Raw genomic sequence first — 21,407 nt, forward strand, 5'->3', positions numbered from 1 at the left:
TCCAAAGCCCGGCTCACTGCTGCTGCTCCGGCTGGCGGTCGCGCCAGTTGCTTTCCACTGGCCAGACCGATACCCGCTCGCGGAGGGAAATCGTCGGCCGCGGAACCGTCTCCACGGGCACCTGGGGCGAACCAGCCAGCACCCAGGTGTCCTTTGAGCCGCCGCCCTGGCTGGAATTCACAATCAGGGAGCCTTCCTTGAGTGCAACCCTGGTGAGCCCGCCGGGCAGCACCCAGACGTCGTCGCCGTCGTTCACTGCGAAGGGGCGAAGGTCCACGTGCCGGGGGCCGAACTTGTCCCCGCCCAGGGTGGGGACGGTGGAAAGCTGCAGGACCGGCTGGGCAATCCAGCCGCGTGGATCGGCGATGACCCGCTGGCGCAGGGCTTCCAGTTCGTCCTTGGAGGCATCCGGCCCGATCACCAGGCCTTTGCCGCCGGAACCGTCCACGGGCTTCACCACCAGTTCAGCGATGTTGTCCAGGACGTACTCCCTGGCTTCCTTTTCCTCGAGGCGGAAAGTGTCCACGTTCGCGATGACGGGCTCCTCGCTGAGGTAGTAGCGGATGAGGTCCGGAACGTAGCTGTAGACAAGCTTGTCATCGGCCACGCCGTTGCCCACGGCGTTGGCGATGGTCACCCCGCCGGCGCGTGCAGCATTGACCAGGCCGGGGCAGCCGAGCATGGAGTCTGAGCGGAACTGCAGCGGGTCCAGGAATTCGTCGTCGATGCGTTTGTAGATCACGTCCACGCGCTGCTCCCCGGCCGTGGTGCGCATGTAGACGCGGTTGCCGCGGCAGATGAGGTCACGGCCCTCCACGAGTTCTACGCCCATCAGCCCCGCCAGGAGGGTGTGTTCAAAGTAGGCGCTGTTGAAGACGCCGGGCGTCAGGACAACTACCGTGGGATCGTCGACGCCGGCGGGCGCTGTTTTGCGCAGCGCCGACAGCAGCCGTCGCGGGTACTCTTCCACCGGCCGGATAAGCTGCTGGCCGAACGCTTCAGGCAGGCCTTTGGCCATGGCACGACGGTTCTCCAGCACGTAGCTGACCCCGGACGGCACCCGAACATTGTCCTCCAGGACGCGGAACGTCCCCGCCGCGTCGCGGACCACGTCGATCCCGGAAATGTGGACCCGGACCCCACCGGCGGGGTCAAAGCCCTGCACCTGGCGGTGGAAGTGTGCGCTGGTGGTGACGAGCTGGCGCGGGATCACGCCATCGGCCACCACGTTCATTTTGTCGTAGACGTCGTTGAGGAAGGCTTCAAGGGCGCGGACGCGCTGCGCCACACCCTTTTCCAGCACGGTCCACTCATCCGCGGGAATAACCCGCGGCACGATATCGAGGGGGAAGGGCCGCTCCTCCCCCGCAAAGTCAAAGGTCACTCCGCGGTCCAGGAACGTCCGCGCCATCGAGTCCGCCCGTGCACTGACATCGGCGAGGGACAGCTTGCGGAGCGCGTCCGCCACCTCCGCATACGAGTCGCGGGCTTCCTGGCCTGGGGCGAACATCTCGTCGTAAGCGCCGGTTCGCCCGGCGGCCACGGAGTAATCCTGGAATAGGTCTGACATGTCCTTTAGCCAACCATCTTTTTGTTTCGAAATCATTACCGCCATCCATTGTGGCGTGTTGCGGCACATGCGCCGGTTCGTGGAATTCGCGCGCCATCCGGCAAGGTAGGTGAGTGGCAGAGAAGACTAATCCCGGGAACTCCGGAACCGGATGGAATGGTGGCCGCGGCCTTAGACCCCGCCGCCGCTGGCTGCCGGGTGATGTGGACAGGCTCCTTCCCGGCCTCCTGACGGCTGCGATCGCCCTGGGCGGTGCCTTCGCCGTGCATGCCGCAGTGCCAGCCCTTCCGGCGATGACAGTTGCCGTGGCCCTGGGTTTGCTCGCCGCGAACCTGCCCGGGACGGCAGTCTGGATCGCGGGGCGGGCAAGGCCGGGCCTGGACTTCGCGGGCAAGCACCTGATGCGGGGCGGAATCATCCTGCTGGGCCTCAAAGTGAGCATCATGGACATCCTGGGCCTGGGCTGGCTGGCCATGGTCCTGATCACCGCTGTGGTCCTGCTGAGCTTCGGCGGCACCTACCTGCTGGTCCGGCTGTTCCGGTTGCCTCGCGAGACCGCATTGCTGGTGGCCACCGGCTTTTCCATCTGCGGCGCGTCAGCGATCGGCGCCATGGCTGCAGTACGCCGCATCCGGCATGCAGACACCGTCCTTCCAGTCGCGCTGGTGACACTCTGCGGCACGCTGGCGATCGGACTGCTGCCGCTACTGATGCATCCCCTGCAGCTGAGCCCGGTGACATTCGGAGCCTGGACCGGGGCCTCAGTCCACGATGTCGGCCAGGTGGTGGCCACAGCGCAGACCGCAGGCACGGCGGCACTGGGGATCGCCGTCATCGTCAAACTCACGCGCGTGCTGCTGCTGGCACCGGTGGTGGCAGTGGCAGGCGTGCACCACCGCGCCAGCGTGTCCCCGCAGAAGCAGCAGCAGTCGCTGCCTCCCGTGATCCCCTTGTTCGTGATCGGGTTCGTGGCCATGGTGGCGCTCCGGTCCACGGGCTGGCTGGCCACGGGTTGGCTCGAGGCAGGCGCCGGGCTCCAGGACGTGTTGCTGGGCGCGGCGCTGTTCGGGCTCGGTTCGGCCGTGCGGATCCGTACCCTCCTGCACACCGGAGCCCGGGCGCTGCTGGCCGCGCTCGCGGCGTGGCTCCTGATCGCCCTGCTGGGCTTGGGAGCGGCTTTGGTAATCACTGCCTGACCGCCAGCCCTCGCCCCGGGGCGTCAGCCGCTATCCGCAAGAGGCTCCCGTGATTAGATAGCTGAGTGTCACATGAGAATCTGCAGCGCAGCGAGGCCGCCCAACGTTCAGCGCTGATCACCACGCACAGCTACGACGTTTCCCTGGACGTGAGGCAGGCCGCGGATCCGGCCGTCGCGGGGTACCCCAGCCGCAGCGTCATCAATTTCTCCGCAGCGGAGCCCGGCCAGGGCCTGACAGCGTCCACCTTCCTGGATTTCATCTCCGGCGAGGTCCACAGCGTGCTCCTCAACGGCGAGGAGTTGCCGGTGGTGGACGTTCTGGACGGGTCCCGCATCCGGCTCGACAACCTGCAGGCCGAGAACCAGGTCACCGTTACCGGCACCGCCCTGTACAGCCGGTCGGGCGAAGGCATGCACCGCTTCGTCGATCCCGCCGACGGGCAGTGCTACCTCTATACGCAGTACGAGCCGGCCGATGCGCGGCGCGTGTTCGCCAATTTCGAGCAGCCGGACCTTAAAGCCGTATTCACGTTCCATGTGATGGCACCGGCGGGCTGGGAAGTCGCCTCCAACGGGGCCGAGGCCGCCCGCACCCAACTGGCCGGCGATCCGGACACCAGCCGCTGGGACTTCGCCCCTACCAAACCGATGTCCACCTACATCACCACCGTCCTCGCCGGCCCCTACGTCAAAGCCCAGGACCACTGGAGCGCAACGCTCGACGACGGTACGCAGCTGGAGCTGCCGCTGGCACTGTATTGCCGGGCTTCCATGGCGGATTCCTTCGATCCCGCGGTCCTTTTTGGCCTCACCAAGAGCGGCCTGGATTTCTTCAACAGGCTCTTTGGCTTCCCTTACCCCTGGGGCAAGTACGACCAGGCCTTTGTGCCGGAATACAACCTGGGCGCAATGGAAAACCCGGGACTTGTCACCTTCACCGAAAGCTACGTCTTCACGTCGCGGGCCACCGACGCCCAATACCAGGCGCGCGCGAACACCCTGATGCATGAGATGGCGCACATGTGGTTCGGGGACCTGGTCACCATGCAGTGGTGGGACGACCTGTGGCTCAAGGAATCCTTTGCCGACTACATGGGTACCCTGGGCGTTGACCGGGCCACGGCATGGGAGACAGCCTGGGTGAGCTTCGCGAACAAACGCAAGGCCTGGGCCTATGTCCAGGACCAGCTGCCCACCACCCACCCGATCGTTGCGGACATTCCCGACCTCGAGGCCGCCAAGCAGAACTTCGACGGCATCACCTATGCCAAGGGCGCCTCCGCGCTCAAGCAGCTGGTGACCTACGTGGGGTTTGACGCGTTCATCGACGGTGCCAGGCAGTATTTCCGCGACCACGCGTACGGAAACACCACTCTGGCAGATCTGCTGGCCGCCCTGGGCGCGTCTTCCGGCCGGGACCTGACCGGCTGGGCAACGCAGTGGCTGCAGACCTCCGGCATCTCCACGCTGTCCTGGGAAATAACGGCCGACGACGGCGTCCTGGGCTCGGTGACAATCGTCCAGGATGCGCTGGACCCGGTTACCAGACGGGAGGAGCTGCGGCCGCACCGGCTCCGGGTGGGCCTGTACAACACGGACGACGCCGGCGCCCTGGTCCGGACCGGCAGCATCGAAACTGACGTAGTGGGCCGCAGAACCGAGGTGCCTGGGCTCGCCGGCCAGCCCCGGCCTGAGCTGCTGCTGCTCAACGACGAGGATCTGACCTATGCGAAGGTCCGGCTCGACCCGGCATCGGAAGCCACGGTGCGGGCATCTTTGGACCGGCTTACCGACCCCATGGCACGTGCCCTGTGCTGGACGGCGTTGTGGAACTCTGCCCGTGACGGGGAAAGCCCGGCCACCCGCTACGTTGACGCGGTGACCGCTTTCGGTCCGTCCGAGACCGGGATCGGCGTGCTGCTGAACATCCTCCAGAACGCGTCCACCGCCGTCGAACGCTACACCGCGCCAACCAGACGCGGGGCGGCACGCAGCGCCTTCCTGGCCGCGGCCGACGCCCAGCTTGGCAAAGCCGATCCAGGCTCCGACCACCAGCTGGCATGGGCGCGGACGGTGGCGGCCGTCAGCCAGCATGACGCCGCCCTCATGACGCGGCTCAGGCGACTCCTGGACGGCCCTGTGGCGGTCAACGGCCTGGAGGTGGACGCGGAGCTGCGCTGGAACATCTGGCACGCTCTGGCGGCCAATGGACAGGCCACCGTGGCCGAGCTGGGCGCCGAGTTGGCGCGGGACACCACCGCCTCTGGCCAGGCTGGCCACGCAACGGCGCTCGCAGCCCGTCCGGATCCCGACGTCAAAGCGGCCACCTGGCAGGATGCCGTTCACGGAACGAAGCTGTCCAACCAACTCCTCAGCGCCACCATCGCCGGGTTCACCACCGCTCCCGCCGCACTGCTGGACCCTTATGTGGAACCGTATTTCGAGTGCCTGCGCGACGTGTGGGCCAACCGCAGCATCGAGATCGCCAGCCGGATCGTGCGGGGTCTTTACCCGCCGGCGCCGGACCTGCCGGAAGATGGCACCCTGCCGGCGGAACAAGCGGTGGTACGCCGCACCGACGCCTGGCTGGATGCAAACGCCGATGCTCCCGGCGGCCTGCGCAGGATCATCGTGGAGCAGCGCAGCCATCTGCTGCGGGCGCTCACCGCACAACTGAAGTAGTTCGCCGGAAGCCGCCCCGTCAGGGGACGCGGTGCAGCCATTCCTCAGTGCCGAACTTGGCAGCCACCCGGTCGCGGGCGGCGGCCAGTTCGGCGCCGGTCAGTTCCGACGGAGTGGCCGCGTAGCGTTCCGTGAATACTTCCGTCATGGCAGCAATAATCTCCGTGCGGGCGAGCCCCGTCTGGCGCCGGAGCGGATCCACGCGCTTCTTGGCACTGCGTGTGCCCTTGTCCGAGAGCTTTTCCTTGCCGATGCGCAGGACTTCGACCATCTTGTCAGCGTCCATGTCGTAGCTCATGGTGACGTGGTGCAGCATGCCGCCGTTGGCCAGGCGCTTCTGCGCGGCCCCGCCGATCTTGCCCTGGTCCGTGGCGATGTCGTTCAAGGGCACATAAAAGGCTGTGATGCCGAGCTTCTCCAGCGCGGCCATCACCCAGGCATCCAGGAAGGCATAGGAGTCCGCGAAGCTGATTCCGTCCACAAGAGTCTGCGGCACATAAAGCGAGTAGGTGATGCAGTTGCCGGCCTCCATAAACATCGCTCCCCCGCCGCTGATCCGGCGGACCACGCTGATGCCGTGCCGGGCCACGCCGTCAGGGTGCAGTTCGTTGCGGACCGACTGGAAGCTGCCGATGACCACCGACGGTTCCTCCCAGTCCCAGAACCGCAGCGTGGGGTTGCGGCGGCCAGCGCCCACCTCTTCGGTGAGGACCTCATCCAGGGCAACATTGAGGTGGGTGGGCAGCACCCTGGGCGCGATGATGCTCCAGTGATGGTCCGACCAGGACGTCGCCTGCGCCAGGGCACGGCGGACGGTGACCGCAACTGCGTCGGCGGTAAAGCCGAACAGGACGGCCCCGGGCGGCAGGGAGTCGCTGACCGCCGCGGACAGCTCGGCCGCCGTCGTCGTCTCCGCCAGTCCGTTGAGGGCCCGGTTGATCTCAGGAAGCGCCTCGTCCGGCTCCAGGAAGAAGTCGCCGCTCACGGACACCTCCGCCAGGAAGCCGTCCACGACGGCGAGGTCCACCACCACCAGTTTGCCGCCGGGTACCTTGTACTCGCCGTGGCGGCGGCCGGAGCGGTCTTCAGCTGGTTCTGGTGTGAGCGTCATGCACACTATCCTGCCCCACACCGCACGTGGTTACGCAACGCCAGGAACGCGAAAAGCCCGCACCGTTGCCGGTGCGGGCTTTCCAAAGAAGCTTGGGCTGAAGTGAATTACTTCTTGCCGCCGAAGCCCTTGAAGCGAGCGTTGAAGCGCTCGACGCGGCCTGCAGAGTCCATGATGCGCTGCTTGCCCGTGTAGAACGGGTGGGACTCGGAGGAGATTTCGACGTCGATAACCGGGTAGGTGTTTCCGTCTTCCCACTCGATGGTCTTCTTGGAAGACACGGTGGACTTGGTCAGGAACTTGACGCCGGAAGCCAGGTCGTTGAAAACAACAGCTTCGTACTTCGGGTGTGTATCAGACTTCATAATGGGACCTTTGTTCGCACAACTGGATTTTGCCAGCTGCCAGGTATGAATGGGATGGCGGCCGCTGCAGAAACCGCAGGACAGCCAGCTGTTAATAATAGCGGATCAACGTGAACCCTGCGAACCGCGCGGCCGCAGCTCCCAGAAAGCCACAGCCGAGGCGGCAGCGACGTTGAGAGAGTCCACACCGGCGCGCATGGGGATCTTGACCGCTAGGTCGACGGCGGTGAGCGTTTCTGCGCTCATGCCGGCGCCTTCGGTGCCGAGCACCAAGGCTAGGCGGTCTGGATTGCGGGCGGCGACGAGGTCGACGTCGACCGCGTCCTGCGTCAGTTCCAACGCGGCCACGGTGAAGCCGTGCTCCTTGAGGATCGCAAGGTCCTGAGGCCAGGACTCCAGCCTCGCCCACGGAACCTGGAAGACGGTGCCCATGCTCACCCGGACGCTGCGCCGGTACAACGGATCACCGCAGCGGGGTGAAATCAGGACGGCATCGATGTCCAGGGCCGCGGCGGAGCGAAAAATAGCGCCAACGTTGGTGTGGTCCACGATGTCCTCGAGGACGGCGACCCGGCGTGCGTCCGCCAGGAGTTCGCGAAGGGGTACGGGCTCTGGCCGCTGCATTGCGGCCATTGCCCCGCGGTGCAGGTGGAAGCCGGTGATTTCTTCGAGAAGCGCGGCGCTGCCAATGAACGCAGGCACGTCCGGGTGGGCGCTCAGGACGTCCTGCAGGTCAGCCAGCCATTTCTTCGCCAGGAAAAAGGACCTCGGCCGGTGGCCCGCGGCCAGCGCACGGCGCAGGACCCGGGAGGATTCGGCGATGTACATGCCTTCAGCCGGTTCGCGGAGCTTGCGCAGATGCACGTCTGTCAGCTGCGTGTAGTCGGAAACGCGGGGATCCCCGGCCGATTCAAGATAGTGGATTGTCACCGGAAGATTATTTCAGCAGATTGGCGATCATAAAGCCCAGCGCCACCAGGCCAAGAGAGAAGATCACTCCGCGAAGGACCGGCGGGGACAGCCTGCGGCCAATCTTCGAACCGATGACGCCGCCAATGAGGGAGCTGAGAGCGATGATGGCCACCACCGCCCAGTTGATGCGGCCGAAGGCGAACAACAGATATGACGCAGCCGCCACGATGTTCACACCCAGGACCAGGATGTTCTTCATGGCATTGGCGTTCTGGATGGTCCCCGTCATGAAGACGCCCAGGATGCCCACCAGCAGGATGCCCTGGGCTGCCACGAAGTAGCCGCCGTACACGCCGGCCAGGTACACCAGCACGATCAACAACAGGCCGTGCCCCTTGTCCTTGAGGGCGTGCTCGGGGTTTTCCTCCCGGGCCCGCACCCACTGTTGGAGCCGGGGCTGGAAGACCACCATCAGCAGCGCCAGCACAATCAGGACCGGAGCGGCGTAGTAGAAGACTTTTTCCGGCAGGTTCAGCAGCAGCCAGGCGCCGCTGATGCCGCCGAGCAGCGAGGCAGGCAGAAGCCTGAGGAGCTGTTGGCCCCGGCCCTTGAGTTCCTTCCGGTATCCCCACGCACCGGCGGCGTTGCCTGCCACCAGCCCCATGGCATTACTGATGGAAGCTGTTACCGGGGCGATGCCGAGGGCGATGAGGACGGGAAACGTGACCAGGGTGCCGGAGCCTACGACGGCATTGATGGTGCCGGCCCACAGGCCGGCAAAAAACACAAGGATGCTGCTGAGAAGCTCCACCGCGACGGGACCGCGTTAGCGGCGTGCGGCGGCGGTGTACCTGCCCGCGCTGGAAGTCACATCGAGCGCAAGGCCGAACGTCTCGCTGAGGTTCCCCGCGGTCAGCACCTCGGCGAGGGGGCCGGCCGCAACCACATTGGCCTCCCGAAGCAGCATGGCATGGGTGAAGCCCGGCGGAACTTCTTCAAGGTGGTGGGTGACCAGGACAATGGCCGGCGCCGTCTCGTCGCGGGCAAGCTCGCTGAGGCGGTGCACCAGGTCTTCGCGTCCGCCCAGATCCAGGCCGGCGCCCGGCTCGTCCAGCAGGAGGAGTTCGGGATCCGTCATCAGGGCACGGGCAATCTGGACGCGTTTACGCTCCCCCTCGGACAGGGACGCGAACTTACGGTTTAGCAGTGGCCCCATGCCCCAGTCATTGAGCAGCCTGAAGGCGCGGCGCTCGTCGGCCCGCTCATAGCCCTCACGCCAACGGCCCGTCACACCATAAGCGGCCGTGACCACAACGTTCAGGACGGTCTCAGCCTCGGGGATGTGGTTGGCCAGGGCCGCGGAGGACAGCCCGATACGGGGACGGAGTTCAAACACATCCACCGCGCCGAGCAGTTCGTCCAGGATGCTGGCTCTGCCGCTGGAGGGGTGCAGCCGGGCAGCGGCGATCTGCAGGAGCGTGGTCTTGCCGGCGCCGTTGGGGCCAAGAATGACCCAACGCTCACCTTCCCTGACCTGCCAGTCCACCTTGTTCAGGAGCTTCTTTGCCCCACGGACAACGCTGACGGCGGCCAATTCAAGAACTTCACTCATAGGAGTAGACACTAGGACAAAACGGGGGCCGACTGATAACTGATACCCCCACCGCGGCGGACGCCCGGACCGCCGCACTGCCACTGATTCCATGTCACGCCACGAATTCGGGCGCCCGCTCCGCGCTGGCTATTATTGCAGCCATGACTCCGAACGTGACTGCGGTCAGCTACGGCCCGAAACTGACTGACTCCGAGCTCGGGCGCCTGCGCACCCTTTTGGCTGGCAACGGCGCCACAGTCGGGTCGGAAGCGCGGGGCGGAGACAGCAGGTTCGAGGTCCACACTATGGGGCTGGCCCTGGCCGACGGCACAACCGCCGGTATCGCCGCCCTCCGCCGGGCGGTAGCAGACGCGGCCCAGGACGGGCTGGACACCGCTATCGTTCCAGCGGGGCTGCGCGAGGCTCAGCGGAAGTTCCTGATCATGGACGTGGACTCAACGCTGATCCAGCAGGAAGTTATCGAGCTCCTGGCGGCATACGCCGGCAAACGAGAGGAAGTTGCTGCGGTCACCGAAGCCGCCATGCGGGGGGAACTGGATTTCGCGCAGAGCCTCCACGCGCGGGTGGCGGTACTCGCAGGCCTGCCGGCCGCCGTCGTCGAATCCGTCCGGGCCGAAGTGATGCTCAGCGAGGGTGCTGCCGAACTGGTGGCAGCGTTCAAGGCTGCAGGCCACGTGGTGGCGGTGGTCTCCGGCGGATTCAACCAGATCCTGCGTCCGATCGCCGAGGACCTGGGCCTGGACTACTGGATCGCCAACGAGCTTGAAATCGTCGACGGCGCCCTCACCGGCAAGGTGCTCGGTGCTGTGATCGACCGGGCCGCGAAGGAAAAGTACCTGCGCGCTTGGGCTGCCGCCGAGGGAATTGCGATGGAACACACCATCGCGGTGGGCGACGGCGCCAACGATCTCGATATGCTCGGGGCCGCCGGGATCGGGGTGGCGTTCAACGCTAAACCGGCGGTGCGGGCCGTGGCGGATTCCGCCATCAACATGCCCTACCTCGACGCAGTGAGGCACATCGCCGGCGTCTGATTCCTTTAAAGCGAGACGGGCCCAAGCCCGACGCCTTCCCTGACCGGGCTTGCGGGGTAAGGGTGCGGGCGCCCGGGCAGTTCGCGGCAGTGTTCGCCAAGGAACACTGCCGCGACATGCCATCTGGCGGGGGCCTGAGTTAGTTGGCGCCCTTGCCGAAGTAGTCGGCGCCGCCGGCGTACTCCGTGTGGCCGGATTCGACGTCCGCGGTGGCCATGCCTGCCACCACCGCAGCGAACTCCTCCACGGAGTAGAGCTTGCCGGCCTCGGCGCGGCGGGCTTCGATGGCTCCGGGGCTGGAGCGGTCCAGCAGGGTGGCGGTTACGGTGCCCTCGATCATGTCACCCGAAACGACCACCAGCGAGATGCCCTTTTCCGCCAGGTTGGGCAGGAGTTCACGCAGCGCGTCCTCGCCGGCACGCTTGCTGCGGGCGACGGGCTCGTAGTCCGGCATGGTGGGCACAGTGTTGATGAAGTGGGCCTGGTGGCTGGTCACGAAGACCACGCGCGAGCCTTCCTTCATCAGCGGCACGGCAGCGTTGAGCATGTTGACCTGGGCGTCGCGGTTGAGCTTCAGCGCGTAGTCGTCCTCCATGCCGGATTCCATGCCGCCGGACGCGTTAAGCACCAGCACGTCCAGTGAACCGAAGTTCTCCATTGCCGCACTGGCCAGCGCCTGCACGCCTTCCAGGGTGGTCAGGTCAGCCCCGACCGCCGTGGCGCGGCCGCCGGCAGCCTCAATTCCCGCGACCACTTTGTTGGCGCGCGGCGCCTTCTGGCGGTAGTTGACCACCACGGCGGCGCCCTCGCCGGCCAGGATCTTGGCCACTTCGGCACCGATCCCCCGCGAGGATCCGGTCACGATGGCAGTCTTGTTGTCCAGCAGTCCCACACGGGCTCCTTTGTTTGATATGTCTAAATCGCTTGGGGTCTGCAGTCCATCATGCCAGCGCGGGCCCCGCGTCCGCTTGTGCGACCCCCACAAATAAGAGGAGTCCGGCTAGTTTGGCGCAGGCCTGCTAGTGGCCCATGCCCAGGCCGCCGTCCACCGGGATGACAGCACCGGAAATGTAGGCTGCCTCGTCGCTGGCAATCCACCGGACCACGTTCGCTACTTCCGAGGCCTCGGCAAAACGGCCGGCCGGGATACCGGCAAGGTAGTCCTTCTGGGTTGCTTCGGGAAGCTCGGCTGTCATATCAGTGTTGATGAAGCCAGGCGCCACAACGTTGGCCGTGATTCCGCGGGAACCCAATTCCCGGGTCAGGGAGCGGGCCACACCCACCAAGCCGGCCTTTGACGCGGAGTAGTTGATCTGCCCCGGGGCGCCGTACAGCCCGGACACTGAGGAGATCAGGACTACGCGGCCCTTCCGCAGGCGGATCATGCCCCTGGACGCACGCTTGATGACGCGGAATGCGCCGGTCAGATTGGTATCGATCACGGAGGTGAAGTCGTCCTCGCTCATGCGCAGCAGGAGTGTGTCTTTGGTAATCCCGGCGTTCGCCACCAGGACTTCCACCGGACCGTGGGCTGCCTCGACCTCGGTAAAGGCCGCATCGACTGATGCTTCGTCTGTGACGTCAGCCTTCACGCCAAGGATCCCGGCCGGCAGCTGAGACTCGCTCCGGTACGTTACGGCCACCTTGTCGCCATTGGCCAGGAACGCCTCGGCGATGGCAAGGCCAATGCCACGGTTGCCTCCGGTGATCAGGACGCTGCGGGCGGTGGCGGCTGCTTCAGACATAAGACGCTCCGGAATTCTGCGGCAGGAGGCACCGCGGTAGAGACGGGTGGGGGATTTTTACTGCCTCCGATCTTAGCCTCCGTTTGGGTGCGTCTGCCGTTGGTGGGAGAATAGGGGCAAGCCTTTGGAGCGTGATCAATCAGCCGTGACCCGTAAAAACAATGCTGGACATTCCGTGCCCGGCGACCCCCAGCGGTTCTCCGGCGATACCGGTGTCCACAGCATTACTGACGCCGGAACAGCCCACTCCGAGGACATGCACCGGCGCATGATGAAATACGCGCTGGCCATGGGTATCCGCATGGTCTGCCTCATCCTCATCTTTGTGGTGGACGGCTGGTTCAAGCTGGTGATGGTTGCCGGCGCGGTATTCCTCCCCTGGATAGCCGTGGTCATAGCCAACGGCAGCGACAAAGCGGAGGTCCACAGCGACTCGCTCCTCGACTACGCGCCGCTTGCCGAGCTGGAAGGCACTGCCTGGCAGCCGGAGCAGAACGACGCCAACCCGTCCGCAGTGCTGCAGGGCGAACTGGTAGATGGCGAACTGACGGATGACGACGACGATCCCACGCACGGACAGGAACGGCGGGCTTCATGAACATTTTCGACCTGGCCGCAGGCACCCCCGGCCCCTCGCCGGCCACAGCTGCCCCCTGCTCCCGGAAGGCCTGCCGCTCCGAGGCGTCATGGCAGCTGTTGTGGAACAACCCCAAGATCCATACGCCGGAGCGCCGAAAAATCTGGCTGGCCTGCGCGGAGCACCGTGAGTGGCTGGAGGACTACCTGCAGACCCGCGGGCTCTGGAAGGAAACCGTTGTCCTGCCTTCGGGGCACGAATCAGGCCAGACGCCGGTGGGGCAGGACGGCTGAATGTACCGCTTCCTCTTTTCCAGCAAATGGCTGGGTTACCTGCTGCTGGCCGCCATTTTCGCCGCCGCCTGTGTGTTCCTGGGCCGGTGGCAGATGGACCGCCGCGCCGACACCCTTGCCGAGATCAACCGCGTCCTTACCAACTATTCCGCCACTCCCATCTCCTTCGACCAGGCCAGGGAAGAATTCTCGGGGCTGGACCCCGCCAAGGAATGGACGCAGGTGGAGCTCAAAGGCACCTACGACGTTGATGGCCAGCGGATTGTCCGGAACCGTCCGCTGAACGGGCAGCCGGGGTACGAGGTGGTTGTTCCGTTTAAGCTCGTGTCCGGCGAGGCGGTGGTGGTGGACCGGGGATGGCTGCCGATCGGCAACAAGAATCCGGGGAGTCCTGACTCCATCCCGGCGCCGCCGTCCGGTTCCGTGACAGCCATCGTCAGGCTTAGGCATGGCGAGCCCCAACTGGACCGCGGCGCGCCCGACGGCCAGCTCGCCTCCATCGACCTGCCCACGTATGCAGACCAGTTGGGGTACCCGGTCCTTACCGGGGCCTACGGCCAACTGGCCTCCGAATCCCCTGCCCCGGCCGACGCGCCGTTCCCATTCCCGAAGCCGGCCACGGAGGAGGGCACGCACCTCTCCTATTCGCTGCAGTGGTTCGCGTTCGGTGTCCTCATGTTTGTGGGCTTCGGCTATGCCGCCCGGCAGCAGGCCCGCAACGCCGCTATCGACGCCGAAGGCGAGAATAACAGTGAAGCCGGGCCGCGGGACTCAGGCAGCCCCGTGCACTCCGCCGCCGCGGCAGCCCGCCGGCGTGCCCCGGTTGCCCGCAAACGCAAGCGGGCCACCTCCGAAGAAGAGGAAGACGCCCTCCTGGATGCGCAAGGGTACTGAAGCTTGCCCTGCCCCGTCGGTTCCGTTAACTTTGCTGCGTGCTGGATGGTATTGGATGACTAAGAAGGGCGCCGCATGATCGAGATCCTGAACCCCGCCGAAGTGGCCCGGGCCAAAGCGGCCGGCGCACTGGTCGCTGACATCCTGCAGTCGCTGAAGAGCCGCAGCACGGTGGGCACGAACCTTCTGGACATTGACCTGTGGGCAAAGGCCATGATCGTCGAGGCGGGCGCGCTTTCCTGTTATGTCGATTACGCGCCGTCCTTTGGGCGCGGGCCATTCGGACACTACATCTGCACGGGCGTCAACGACGCCGTGCTCCATGGACTGCCACGCAACTACTCGCTTGCCGACGGCGACTTGCTGACCCTCGACCTCGCCGTCTCCAGGCAGGGAATCGCCGCAGACTCTGCCATCAGCTTCATCGTGGGTGATTCAAAGCCGCCGGAGAGCGTCGCGATGATCAGCGCGACCGAGCGCGCCTTGAGCGCAGGGATAGCTGCTGCCGGACCCGGGGCCCGCATCGGCGATATCTCCCATGCCATCGGCTTGGTCCTCACCGAGGCGGGCTACCCGATCAATACCCAGTTCGGCGGTCATGGCATCGGATCGACGATGCACCAGGACCCGCACGTTCCAAACACCGGACGGCCGGGCCGCGGCTACCAACTGCGTCCCGGGCTGCTGCTCGCACTGGAGCCGTGGGTCATGGCCGACACCGCCGAGCTCGTCACAGACGCGGACGGGTGGACGCTCCGAAGTGCAACAGGCTGCCGGACAGCACACAGTGAGCACACCATCGCCATCACCAACGACGGAGCCGAAATCCTCACTTTGCCCGGCGTTATGGCCTAAGCGAGGGTAATGAGGTCCAGGTAGTCTTCGTTCCAGTGGTCTTCGACGCCGTCAGGCAGCAGGACAACGCGCTCAGGATTGAGGGCTTCCACTGCACCTTCGTCGTGGCTGACCAGGACGACGGCGCCGCTGTAGTTGCGCAGGGCACCGAGGATTTCGGCGCGGCTGGCTGGGTCCAGGTTGTTGGTGGGCTCGTCGAGGAGGAGCACGTTGGCGCTGGACGCCACGATGGTGGCCAAGGCCAGGCGGGTCTTCTCGCCGCCGGAGAGGACGCCGGCGGGCTTGTCGACGTCGTCGCCGGAGAACAGGAACGAACCGAGGATGCCGCGGACCTCGGCGTCCTTCATGTCCGGGGCGGAGGAGCGCATGTTCTCCAGCACGGTCCGGCTCACGTCCAGGGTGTCGTGTTCCTGGGCGTAATAGCCAATCTTGAGACCGTGGCCGGGAACAACTTCTCCGGTGTCCGGTTTGTCCACGCCGGCCAGCATCCGTAGGAGGGTGGTCTTGCCGGCGCCGTTGAGGCCCAGGATGACCACCTTGGAGCCGCGGTCGATCGCGAGGTCAACGTCGGTGAAGATTTCAAGCGAACCATAGGACTTGCTGAGGCCCTCGGCCGTGAGCGGGGTCCTGCCGCAGGGCGACGGGTCCGGGAACCGCAGGGCGGCCACGCGGTCGTTCTCGCGGACCGCTTCCAGTCCGCTGAGCAGGCGCTCGGCCCGCTTGGCCATGTTCTGCGCGGCAACAGCCTTGGTGGCCTTGGCACGCATCTTGTTGGCCTGGTCGAAGAGGACCTGGGCCTTCTTTTCGGCGTTGGCGCGTTCACGCTTGCGGGCGCGCTCGTCCGTTTCGCGCTGCGTCAGGTAGCGCTTCCAGTCCATGTTGTAGAAGTCGATCTGGGCGCGGTTGGCGTCCAGCAGGAAGACTTTGTTAACGGTGGCCTCTAGCAGTTCCGTGTCGTGGCTGATCACGATCAGGCCGCCCTGGTGGTTCTTGAGGAATTCGCGCAGCCACGCGATGGAGTCGGCATCAAGGTGGTTGGTGGGCTCATCGAGCAGCATCGTCTCGGCGTCGGAGTAAAGGATCCGGGCCAGTTCTACGCGGCGGCGCTGGCCACCGGAGAGGGTCTTCAGCGGCTGGTTGAGGATACGGTCCGGCAGGGCCAAGTTGGAACAGATCGCCGCAGCCTCGGCCTCCGCCGCGTAGCCACCGGCGGCCAGGAACTCGGACTCCAGCCGGTCGTAGCGGTTCATGGCCTTGCGCTGGATGTCCGCGTCGTCGCTGGCCATCTCATCGTGCGCCTTCCGGAGCTTTCCGACAGCGACGTCAAGGCCCCTGGCTGCCAGGATGCGGTCGCGGGCGAGCTGTTCCATGTCCGGAGTGCGGGGATCCTGCGGGAGGTAGCCGATCTCGCCGGTGCGGGTGACCTTGCCCGCTGCCGGCAGGCCTTCGCCGGCGAGGACCCGCGTCAGGGTCGTCTTGCCTGCACCGTTGCGGCCCACGAGGCCGATCTTGTCGCCCTTGTCAATGCGGAAGCTCACCTGGTCCATGAGGAGCCGGGCGCCGGCGCGCAGTTCAAGATCCTGGACAGTAATCACAGCAGGTAAGGCCTTTCACAACAGGGAAGCGCCGCAGCTCAACGGATGGTGTCTGGTAGCAGCCGGGCAGAATGGCCGGACAGAACGGCCTTTCCAAGTCTACCGGCCACAACTACACACCGTAACCGCGGCCCTCACGGCCGCCCTTTGTGCCGAGCCGTCAGCCAGCAGCCGTCCGCTTAGTACATCCCCTACAAAATAGGGCCCGACGGCGGCCGGTAACGTCAGGATCATCCCCATGCTTTGTTTGGACAACACCCGATAGGACTCCCCATGAGCCAGACTGACACTGCCGCCACCGGCCCCGTTTCATCCCCCGCCCGCAGCCGCTGGAACGCTACCGACCTCGGCCTGATCGCCGTGTTTGCCGCCCTGGTTGCCGCCTCCGCGCTGGTCCCCGGCATCGCCGCGAACGTGTTTGGCGTGCCTATTACTTTCCAGACCCTCGCGGTGATGCTCACCGGACTGATGCTGGGTCCCACACGGGGATTCGCCGCTGTCGGCCTTTACACGCTGCTGGGACTGGCAGGACTGCCAATCTTCAGCCAGGGCCGCAGTGGCCTGGGTATCCTGGCCGGGCCGTCTGCCGGCTACATCATCGCTTTCCCCCTCGCCGCGGCACTGGTGGGCTGGCTGGCCACGGTGGTTATCCGGCGCACATCACGGGCCCGGGCGCTGTGGTTTTTCCTGGCAGCTACAGTCACCAGCATCTCCCTGGTGCATACGCTGGGCGTCCTGGGTATGGCGGTGAACACTAAGGCCACACTGGGCGAGGCTTTCCTGGCCGACCTGGTCTTCTACCCCGGCGACATCATTAAGAACACCCTCGCCGCCGTAATCGCCGTTGCCCTGCACCGGGCTTTCCCCGACCTCCTGGTGCGCCGGGTCGCGCGGATCAACGCCTAACACAGCCATGGCAACCATTTCCTTCCGGCACGCCTCAGTCGCTGTGACCGTCGACAGCCGCCCGGAACCCAAAACCCTGCTGGCCGACGTCACGCTGGAGCTTACTGAACGGCGCATCGGTGTGATCGGTGCCAACGGGTCCGGCAAATCAACCCTGTTGCGGCTGCTCAACGGCCTGGTCCTGCCAACGTCGGGCACGGTGACGGTGGACGGTGCCGACACCGTCCGGGCGGTCCGGGCTGTCCGCAGACAGGTGGGGTTCGTCTTCACGGATCCGCTGTCCCAGCTGGTCATGCCCACGGGGCGGGAGGATGTTGAACTGTCGCTCCGGCGGTCCGTCCGCAACGGGACGGAACGCCGGAGCCTCGCAGAGGCCGCCCTGGACCGGTTCGGGCTCCTGGGCCTCGCGGACCAGAGCATCTACGAGCTCTCCGGCGGCGAACGCCAGCTCATGGCGCTGGCTGCTGTATTGGCCGTGAATCCGACGGTTTTGGTACTGGATGAACCGTCCACCCTGCTGGACCTGCGGAACCGTGAGCTCCTGCGCCGCACTCTGTCCGGCCTCGAACAGCAGATCATCATGTCCACCCACGATCTCGAACTCTCCCTGGAAATGGACCGTGTACTGGTGGTTGAGGCCGGGCGTGTGGTGTTCGATGGTGGCCCGGCGGCTGCGGTGAGTACTTACCGGGCGTTGTGCGCTTCCGGGCTGGCCGCGACGTGAGGGGGCACGGCTTCCTGCTGGCCAACTACGTACCGGGCAATTCAGTCATCCACCGCGCGCCGCTATCCCTGAAATTCCTTCTGGTGGTGGGCTGCAGTCTGGCATCGTTCCTGATCGTGGACTGGCTCGTGTCCGCCGCCGTGCTCGCGGTGATGTGCGGGCTGTACCTGCTGACCGGGGCTGGCCCGCGCCGGCTCTTGGCTGCAATCCGCCCGCTGCTGGCTGTCCTGTTGGTGATCGGCCTGTTTCAGTGGTGGCAGCTTGGCGGACCAACGGCGGCCCGGATTGTCCTGAACATCCTGGTGTGCGTGGTGGCTGCCTCCCTGTTAACGGCCACCACCCCCATGCAGCGGTTGCTGGATGGTGTGGTGTCGCTTGCCATGCCGTTCCGCCGTTTCGGTGCCGATCCCGAGCGTTTCGCCCTGACCATCGGCGTGATGCTGCGGAGCATCCCGTACATCGCCGGGACATTCGCGGACGTCCGGGATTCTGCCCGGGCACGCGGGCTGGAACGGAATCCGCGGGCGCTGGTGCTGCCCGTTTTTATCACCACTGTGGCCTTTGCGCGCCAAACCGGCGAGGCGCTGGCGGCCCGCGGACTCGGTGACGCCGACGAGTGAAGGCCTGACCGGCAGCAGGTGCTGGCGGGCCTTAGCTGCTGATAACTTCGTAGCGCAGCAGCGCGGCGGTCCCCATGCCCCCGGCGATGCTGATCATGGCCAGAGCCAGGGCGCCGTGCTTCCTGGCGCGCCGTGCCTGGGCCAGCAGCCGGGTCACCAACACTGCTCCCGAGGCTCCGTACGCGTGGCCCAGCGCCAACGCCCCGCCGTCGAGGTTCACCCGCTCCGGATCGATGTGCAGCTGGTCCAGGCAGGCGAGGGTCTGTGACGCGAAGGCTTCGTTGAATTCCACCAGGTCCACGCCGCCGGCCGGGATTCCGCTGGCCGCCAGCATCCGCTCGGCGGCAACCGCCGCGCCGATGCCCAGCAACTCCGGGTCCACCCCTGCCGTCTCCGTGGCCAGCACCACCAGGCCGTCGGCCGCACCGAGCTCGCGGGCGCGTGCCAGGGAAGTGATCAGGACGGCGGAGGCGGCGTCCGCGTCGAAGCATGAGTTCCCGGCGGTGACAGTCCCGCCGTCCACAAAGGCAGCCGGGAAACGGGCCAGCACTGACGCGTTGAGTCCCCGCCGCGGTCCGTCATCCGCGCTGACCGTTCCGGTGGAGGTCTCCAGCGCGGTGATCTCGCCAGTAAAGTGGCCCGCCACGGCCGCGGCCAGGGCGCGCTGGTGGCTGCGCAGCGACAGGGCATCCTGCCGCTGCCGGTTGATTGCGAAGCGGGCGGCCACATTCTCGGCAGCCACCCCCATGTCCGGGTCGCCATAACTGTGTGGCACAAACTGGGCCCGGGCAAAAAAGTCGGCCTCGCCGTCGTCGTTCAGGTACGCCCGCAGCGGAGCGGTGCTGATGCTTTCCACCCCCCCGGCGAGATAGACCTGGTTCCCCCCGGCCGCCACCATCCTGGCGGCGATGACGATCGCGTCCAGGCCCGAGCCGCACTGCCGGTCCACGGTCAGGCCGGGAACGCTGACTGGAAGCCCCGCCTCCAGCAGGGCCAGCCTGGCCACGTTGCCGCCGCCGCCCACGGCATTTCCGATCACCACGTCGGACACTGCTTCCGGGGACACCTGGCTGTCGCTGAGCAGTTGCTGCAGGACGGGCGCCAGGAGTTGGTGCGCCCGCAGGCCTTTGAGTGGCCCGTTGGCGCGGCAGACCGCGGTGCGCCGCGCCGCGACGATCACCGGTTGCCGGTCGGCAGGCAGGAGCATCGGGCCCACGGTTGCAGAGTTCACGGTTTCAGCGGCCAACGTTTAGAGTCCAAGGCGACGAACGCGCTGGTCATCCCCGTTGATCCAGTCAAGGAGCATGTTCCGGCTGACCTTGCCGCGGTCCGTGGTGGGCAGTTCGGTCAGGGAAAAGTACTGCACGGGGCGTTTGTCGCGCGCCAAGATGTTTTCGAGGCCGGCCCTCAGCTGCGTTGCGCTGATTCCGCCTTGGGCCGGAACCACGCCCGCCACCACGCGCTGGCCCCGGATATCGTCCGGCATCCCGGCTGCCACAGCCGCCGCAACACCGGGAACGGACGCCAGCGCCAGCTCCACCTCGTGCGGATAGACGTTCTTCCCCGAGGTGAGGATCATGTCCGCACGACGGCCCAGGATGTGCAGCTCGCCGCCGTCAAGATACCCCTGGTCCCCCACGGTGAACCAGCCGTCGAATGACCGCAGGGCCTGGCCGTCATCGCCCCAAAGGTAGCCGTTACTCACTATGCCGCTGCGCACGCAGATGTTCCCCGGGGCCCCGTCCGGCAGCGTGGAACCGACGTCGTCGAGGATCCTGACTTCAACCCCCGGGAATGCACGGCCGATTCCGGTGCCGCCGGCGTCAAGCTCCCCGGCGGGCAGCCCGGCACCGGAGACAAAACTCAGTTCGGACGCGCCGTAGTACTCATAGATCGTTGCGTTTGGCGCCCACCTGCGGGCGGCTTTGAGCGTCCTGGCATCAAGTTTTGAACCCGCGCAGATGATGGAACCCACGCCGGAAGCGTCCACACCACCGGTGAGCCCGCGCTCGCTCAGCAGCCGCAGCATGGTGGGCACCAGAACCAGCCGGGTGACGCCGTCGTGCGTAATTGCGGCGTGGGCGCCACCGACGTCGAAGCTCTCCAGCGTCTGGAACTGCGAGCCGGCGTAAAGGCACTCCGCCAGAGCGTAGAGGTTAAGGCTGGCTGCCAGGGGGCCGGGCGCCAGCGTCACGTCGTCCTGCCGGAGGCCAAAGAATGCAATGGACGCCTCGAAGGACTTCCGCCACGACTGCCTCGAACGGGTGAACGCCTTGGGCACGGAGGTGGTGCCGGAGGTGAGGCCGATCAGGAAGGTCGATTCCGGCGGGCCGTCAGCCAAAGCATCCGATGCCGCTATCCCGCCCGGCTGTACTGCGCCGTCCAGCCGCTCCCTGAGTTCCTGCAGCAGTTTCTCCGGCCATGCAGGGTCCAGGACGGCGCATTGCCGCTCCCCGGCCACGGCCGCGGCGAACCGGACAGCAAACTCGACGGAGTTGGGCTCGGCCAGGACCGTAACCGCTGCCGCAGCGGGAACAGCGGCCGTGGCGGCGTCGCGAAGCTCGGCCCAGCCCACCCGCCGCCCCGCAACCACGACGGCAGTGTCATGGGGGCGTTCGTCAGCCCAGCGCTGGATTTTGTCGAGAAAAGGCATCTTCCCAACTTTACCGGCCGGGCGCCGTTCGGCAGCGCCGGCAAGAGCTATTGTGACT

Annotated in this window: 21 protein-coding genes; 10 read left to right on the forward strand and 11 right to left on the reverse strand. The window is 66.1% G+C overall.

The features are described 5' to 3' along the window. Positions 1-13: 13 nt before the first annotated feature. Positions 14-1,570 carry a circularly permuted type 2 ATP-grasp protein gene (locus ABIB45_RS13335; protein ID WP_354216337.1) on the reverse strand — a complete coding sequence of 519 codons (1,557 nt, stop codon included), beginning with the start codon at positions 1,568-1,570 and terminating at the stop codon, positions 14-16. 191 nt (positions 1,571-1,761) lie between these two features. Here ABIB45_RS13335 and ABIB45_RS13340 point away from each other — a divergent pair, with 191 nt between their 5' ends. Then, the gene (locus ABIB45_RS13340) at positions 1,762-2,766 is read left to right on the forward strand and encodes a YeiH family protein (protein WP_502909183.1); all 1,005 of its coding nucleotides are present in this window, start codon (positions 1,762-1,764) and stop codon (positions 2,764-2,766) included. Positions 2,767-2,831: 65 nt separating this feature from the next. After that, on the forward strand, positions 2,832-5,450 hold the full coding sequence (pepN, locus tag ABIB45_RS13345; RefSeq protein WP_354216339.1) for an aminopeptidase N: 2,619 nt from the start codon (positions 2,832-2,834) through the stop codon (positions 5,448-5,450). A gap of 19 nt (positions 5,451-5,469) precedes the next feature. Here pepN and lplAB read toward each other — a convergent pair whose 3' ends face one another. The 5 genes from lplAB to ABIB45_RS13370 all read right to left on the reverse strand — a co-directional run bounded on the left by lplAB (position 5,470) and on the right by ABIB45_RS13370 (position 9,450). Further along, the gene (gene lplAB / locus ABIB45_RS13350; protein WP_354216340.1) at positions 5,470-6,561 is read right to left on the reverse strand and encodes a lipoate-protein ligase LplAB; all 1,092 of its coding nucleotides are present in this window, start codon (positions 6,559-6,561) and stop codon (positions 5,470-5,472) included. A gap of 107 nt (positions 6,562-6,668) precedes the next feature. After that, a complete protein-coding gene (locus tag ABIB45_RS13355) occupies positions 6,669-6,926 on the reverse strand; it encodes a type B 50S ribosomal protein L31 (RefSeq protein WP_024365679.1) in 258 nt (85 codons plus the stop codon). Between the two features lie 105 nt (positions 6,927-7,031). Next, positions 7,032-7,856, reverse strand: a complete 825-nt coding sequence (locus ABIB45_RS13360; protein ID WP_354216341.1) for a TrmH family RNA methyltransferase — start codon at positions 7,854-7,856, stop codon at positions 7,032-7,034. A gap of 7 nt (positions 7,857-7,863) precedes the next feature. After that, complete coding sequence (locus ABIB45_RS13365; RefSeq protein WP_354216342.1) at positions 7,864-8,649, reverse strand: sulfite exporter TauE/SafE family protein; 786 nt, start codon at positions 8,647-8,649, stop codon at positions 7,864-7,866. A 15-nt stretch (positions 8,650-8,664) separates the two neighbouring features. Beyond that, the gene (locus tag ABIB45_RS13370; RefSeq protein ID WP_354216343.1) at positions 8,665-9,450 is read right to left on the reverse strand and encodes an ABC transporter ATP-binding protein; all 786 of its coding nucleotides are present in this window, start codon (positions 9,448-9,450) and stop codon (positions 8,665-8,667) included. A 143-nt stretch (positions 9,451-9,593) separates the two neighbouring features. Here ABIB45_RS13370 and serB point away from each other — a divergent pair, with 143 nt between their 5' ends. Continuing rightward, positions 9,594-10,487 (forward strand): phosphoserine phosphatase SerB, encoded by an 894-nt coding sequence (serB, locus tag ABIB45_RS13375; RefSeq protein ID WP_354216344.1) that lies wholly within the window; start codon positions 9,594-9,596, stop codon positions 10,485-10,487. Between the two features lie 139 nt (positions 10,488-10,626). Here the strand turns inward: serB and ABIB45_RS13380 are convergent, their stop codons facing one another. Both ABIB45_RS13380 and fabG read right to left on the reverse strand, forming a co-directional pair. Beyond that, complete coding sequence (locus tag ABIB45_RS13380) at positions 10,627-11,379, reverse strand: SDR family oxidoreductase (protein ID WP_354216345.1); 753 nt, start codon at positions 11,377-11,379, stop codon at positions 10,627-10,629. Between the two features lie 127 nt (positions 11,380-11,506). Then, the gene (fabG, locus tag ABIB45_RS13385; protein ID WP_354216346.1) at positions 11,507-12,232 is read right to left on the reverse strand and encodes a 3-oxoacyl-ACP reductase FabG; all 726 of its coding nucleotides are present in this window, start codon (positions 12,230-12,232) and stop codon (positions 11,507-11,509) included. A gap of 145 nt (positions 12,233-12,377) precedes the next feature. On the opposite strand from fabG, the gene ABIB45_RS13390 reads away from it, so the two are divergent. The 4 genes from ABIB45_RS13390 to map all read left to right on the forward strand — a co-directional run bounded on the left by ABIB45_RS13390 (position 12,378) and on the right by map (position 14,851). Then, on the forward strand, positions 12,378-12,830 hold the full coding sequence (locus ABIB45_RS13390) for a DUF3099 domain-containing protein (protein WP_354216347.1): 453 nt from the start codon (positions 12,378-12,380) through the stop codon (positions 12,828-12,830). Then, on the forward strand, positions 12,827-13,102 hold the full coding sequence (locus ABIB45_RS13395) for a hypothetical protein (RefSeq protein WP_354216348.1): 276 nt from the start codon (positions 12,827-12,829) through the stop codon (positions 13,100-13,102). The genes ABIB45_RS13390 and ABIB45_RS13395 overlap by 4 nt, the downstream gene beginning before the upstream one ends. After that, entirely contained in the window at positions 13,103-13,996 is an 894-nt protein-coding gene (locus ABIB45_RS13400; RefSeq protein WP_354216349.1) for an SURF1 family cytochrome oxidase biogenesis protein, read from the forward strand. A 75-nt stretch (positions 13,997-14,071) separates the two neighbouring features. Continuing rightward, positions 14,072-14,851, forward strand: a complete 780-nt coding sequence (map, locus tag ABIB45_RS13405) for a type I methionyl aminopeptidase (RefSeq protein WP_354216350.1) — start codon at positions 14,072-14,074, stop codon at positions 14,849-14,851. Here the strand turns inward: map and ABIB45_RS13410 are convergent. Beyond that, the gene (locus ABIB45_RS13410) at positions 14,848-16,446 is read right to left on the reverse strand and encodes an ABC-F family ATP-binding cassette domain-containing protein (RefSeq protein ID WP_354216351.1); all 1,599 of its coding nucleotides are present in this window, start codon (positions 16,444-16,446) and stop codon (positions 14,848-14,850) included. The genes map and ABIB45_RS13410 overlap by 4 nt on opposite strands. A gap of 273 nt (positions 16,447-16,719) precedes the next feature. On the opposite strand from ABIB45_RS13410, the gene ABIB45_RS13415 reads away from it, so the two are divergent. Genes ABIB45_RS13415 through ABIB45_RS13425 form a run of 3 tightly spaced genes read left to right on the forward strand, consistent with a single transcriptional unit; the run spans position 16,720 to position 18,696 of the window. Then, positions 16,720-17,352, forward strand: coding sequence for a biotin transporter BioY (locus ABIB45_RS13415; protein WP_354216352.1), 633 nt, complete (start codon positions 16,720-16,722; stop codon positions 17,350-17,352). Between the two features lie 7 nt (positions 17,353-17,359). Then, complete coding sequence (locus tag ABIB45_RS13420) at positions 17,360-18,076, forward strand: energy-coupling factor ABC transporter ATP-binding protein (RefSeq protein ID WP_354216353.1); 717 nt, start codon at positions 17,360-17,362, stop codon at positions 18,074-18,076. Beyond that, entirely contained in the window at positions 18,073-18,696 is a 624-nt protein-coding gene (locus tag ABIB45_RS13425) for an energy-coupling factor transporter transmembrane component T family protein (RefSeq protein ID WP_354216354.1), read from the forward strand. Before ABIB45_RS13420 ends, ABIB45_RS13425 begins: the two co-directional genes overlap by 4 nt. Before the next feature lie 31 nt (positions 18,697-18,727). Here ABIB45_RS13425 and ABIB45_RS13430 read toward each other — a convergent pair whose 3' ends face one another. Beyond that, a complete protein-coding gene (locus ABIB45_RS13430; protein WP_354216375.1) occupies positions 18,728-19,903 on the reverse strand; it encodes a thiolase family protein in 1,176 nt (391 codons plus the stop codon). 42 nt (positions 19,904-19,945) lie between these two features. Next, the gene (locus ABIB45_RS13435; RefSeq protein ID WP_354216355.1) at positions 19,946-21,349 is read right to left on the reverse strand and encodes a class I adenylate-forming enzyme family protein; all 1,404 of its coding nucleotides are present in this window, start codon (positions 21,347-21,349) and stop codon (positions 19,946-19,948) included. Between the last annotated feature and the right edge of the window lie 58 nt (positions 21,350-21,407).

It is taken from the genome of Arthrobacter sp. UYCo732 (genome assembly GCF_040547265.1).
Classification (GTDB): domain Bacteria; phylum Actinomycetota; class Actinomycetes; order Actinomycetales; family Micrococcaceae; genus Arthrobacter.

What these genes read in the sequence shown, in the direction of transcription:
- ABIB45_RS13335 (WP_354216337.1), bottom strand. Translation starts at nt 1,570, where the DNA reads ATGTCAGACCTATTCCAGGATTACTCCGTGGCCGCCGGGCGAACCGGC.
- lplAB (WP_354216340.1), bottom strand. Translation starts at nt 6,561, where the DNA reads ATGACGCTCACACCAGAACCAGCTGAAGACCGCTCCGGCCGCCGCCAC.
- ABIB45_RS13355 (WP_024365679.1), bottom strand. Translation starts at nt 6,926, where the DNA reads ATGAAGTCTGATACACACCCGAAGTACGAAGCTGTTGTTTTCAACGAC.
- ABIB45_RS13370 (WP_354216343.1), bottom strand. Translation starts at nt 9,450, where the DNA reads ATGAGTGAAGTTCTTGAATTGGCCGCCGTCAGCGTTGTCCGTGGGGCA.
- serB (WP_354216344.1), top strand. Translation starts at nt 9,594, where the DNA reads ATGACTCCGAACGTGACTGCGGTCAGCTACGGCCCGAAACTGACTGAC.
- fabG (WP_354216346.1), bottom strand. Translation starts at nt 12,232, where the DNA reads ATGTCTGAAGCAGCCGCCACCGCCCGCAGCGTCCTGATCACCGGAGGC.
- ABIB45_RS13395 (WP_354216348.1), top strand. Translation starts at nt 12,827, where the DNA reads ATGAACATTTTCGACCTGGCCGCAGGCACCCCCGGCCCCTCGCCGGCC.
- ABIB45_RS13400 (WP_354216349.1), top strand. Translation starts at nt 13,103, where the DNA reads ATGTACCGCTTCCTCTTTTCCAGCAAATGGCTGGGTTACCTGCTGCTG.
- map (WP_354216350.1), top strand. Translation starts at nt 14,072, where the DNA reads ATGATCGAGATCCTGAACCCCGCCGAAGTGGCCCGGGCCAAAGCGGCC.
- ABIB45_RS13415 (WP_354216352.1), top strand. Translation starts at nt 16,720, where the DNA reads ATGAGCCAGACTGACACTGCCGCCACCGGCCCCGTTTCATCCCCCGCC.
- ABIB45_RS13420 (WP_354216353.1), top strand. Translation starts at nt 17,360, where the DNA reads ATGGCAACCATTTCCTTCCGGCACGCCTCAGTCGCTGTGACCGTCGAC.
- ABIB45_RS13430 (WP_354216375.1), bottom strand. Translation starts at nt 19,903, where the DNA reads ATGCTCCTGCCTGCCGACCGGCAACCGGTGATCGTCGCGGCGCGGCGC.
- ABIB45_RS13435 (WP_354216355.1), bottom strand. Translation starts at nt 21,349, where the DNA reads ATGCCTTTTCTCGACAAAATCCAGCGCTGGGCTGACGAACGCCCCCAT.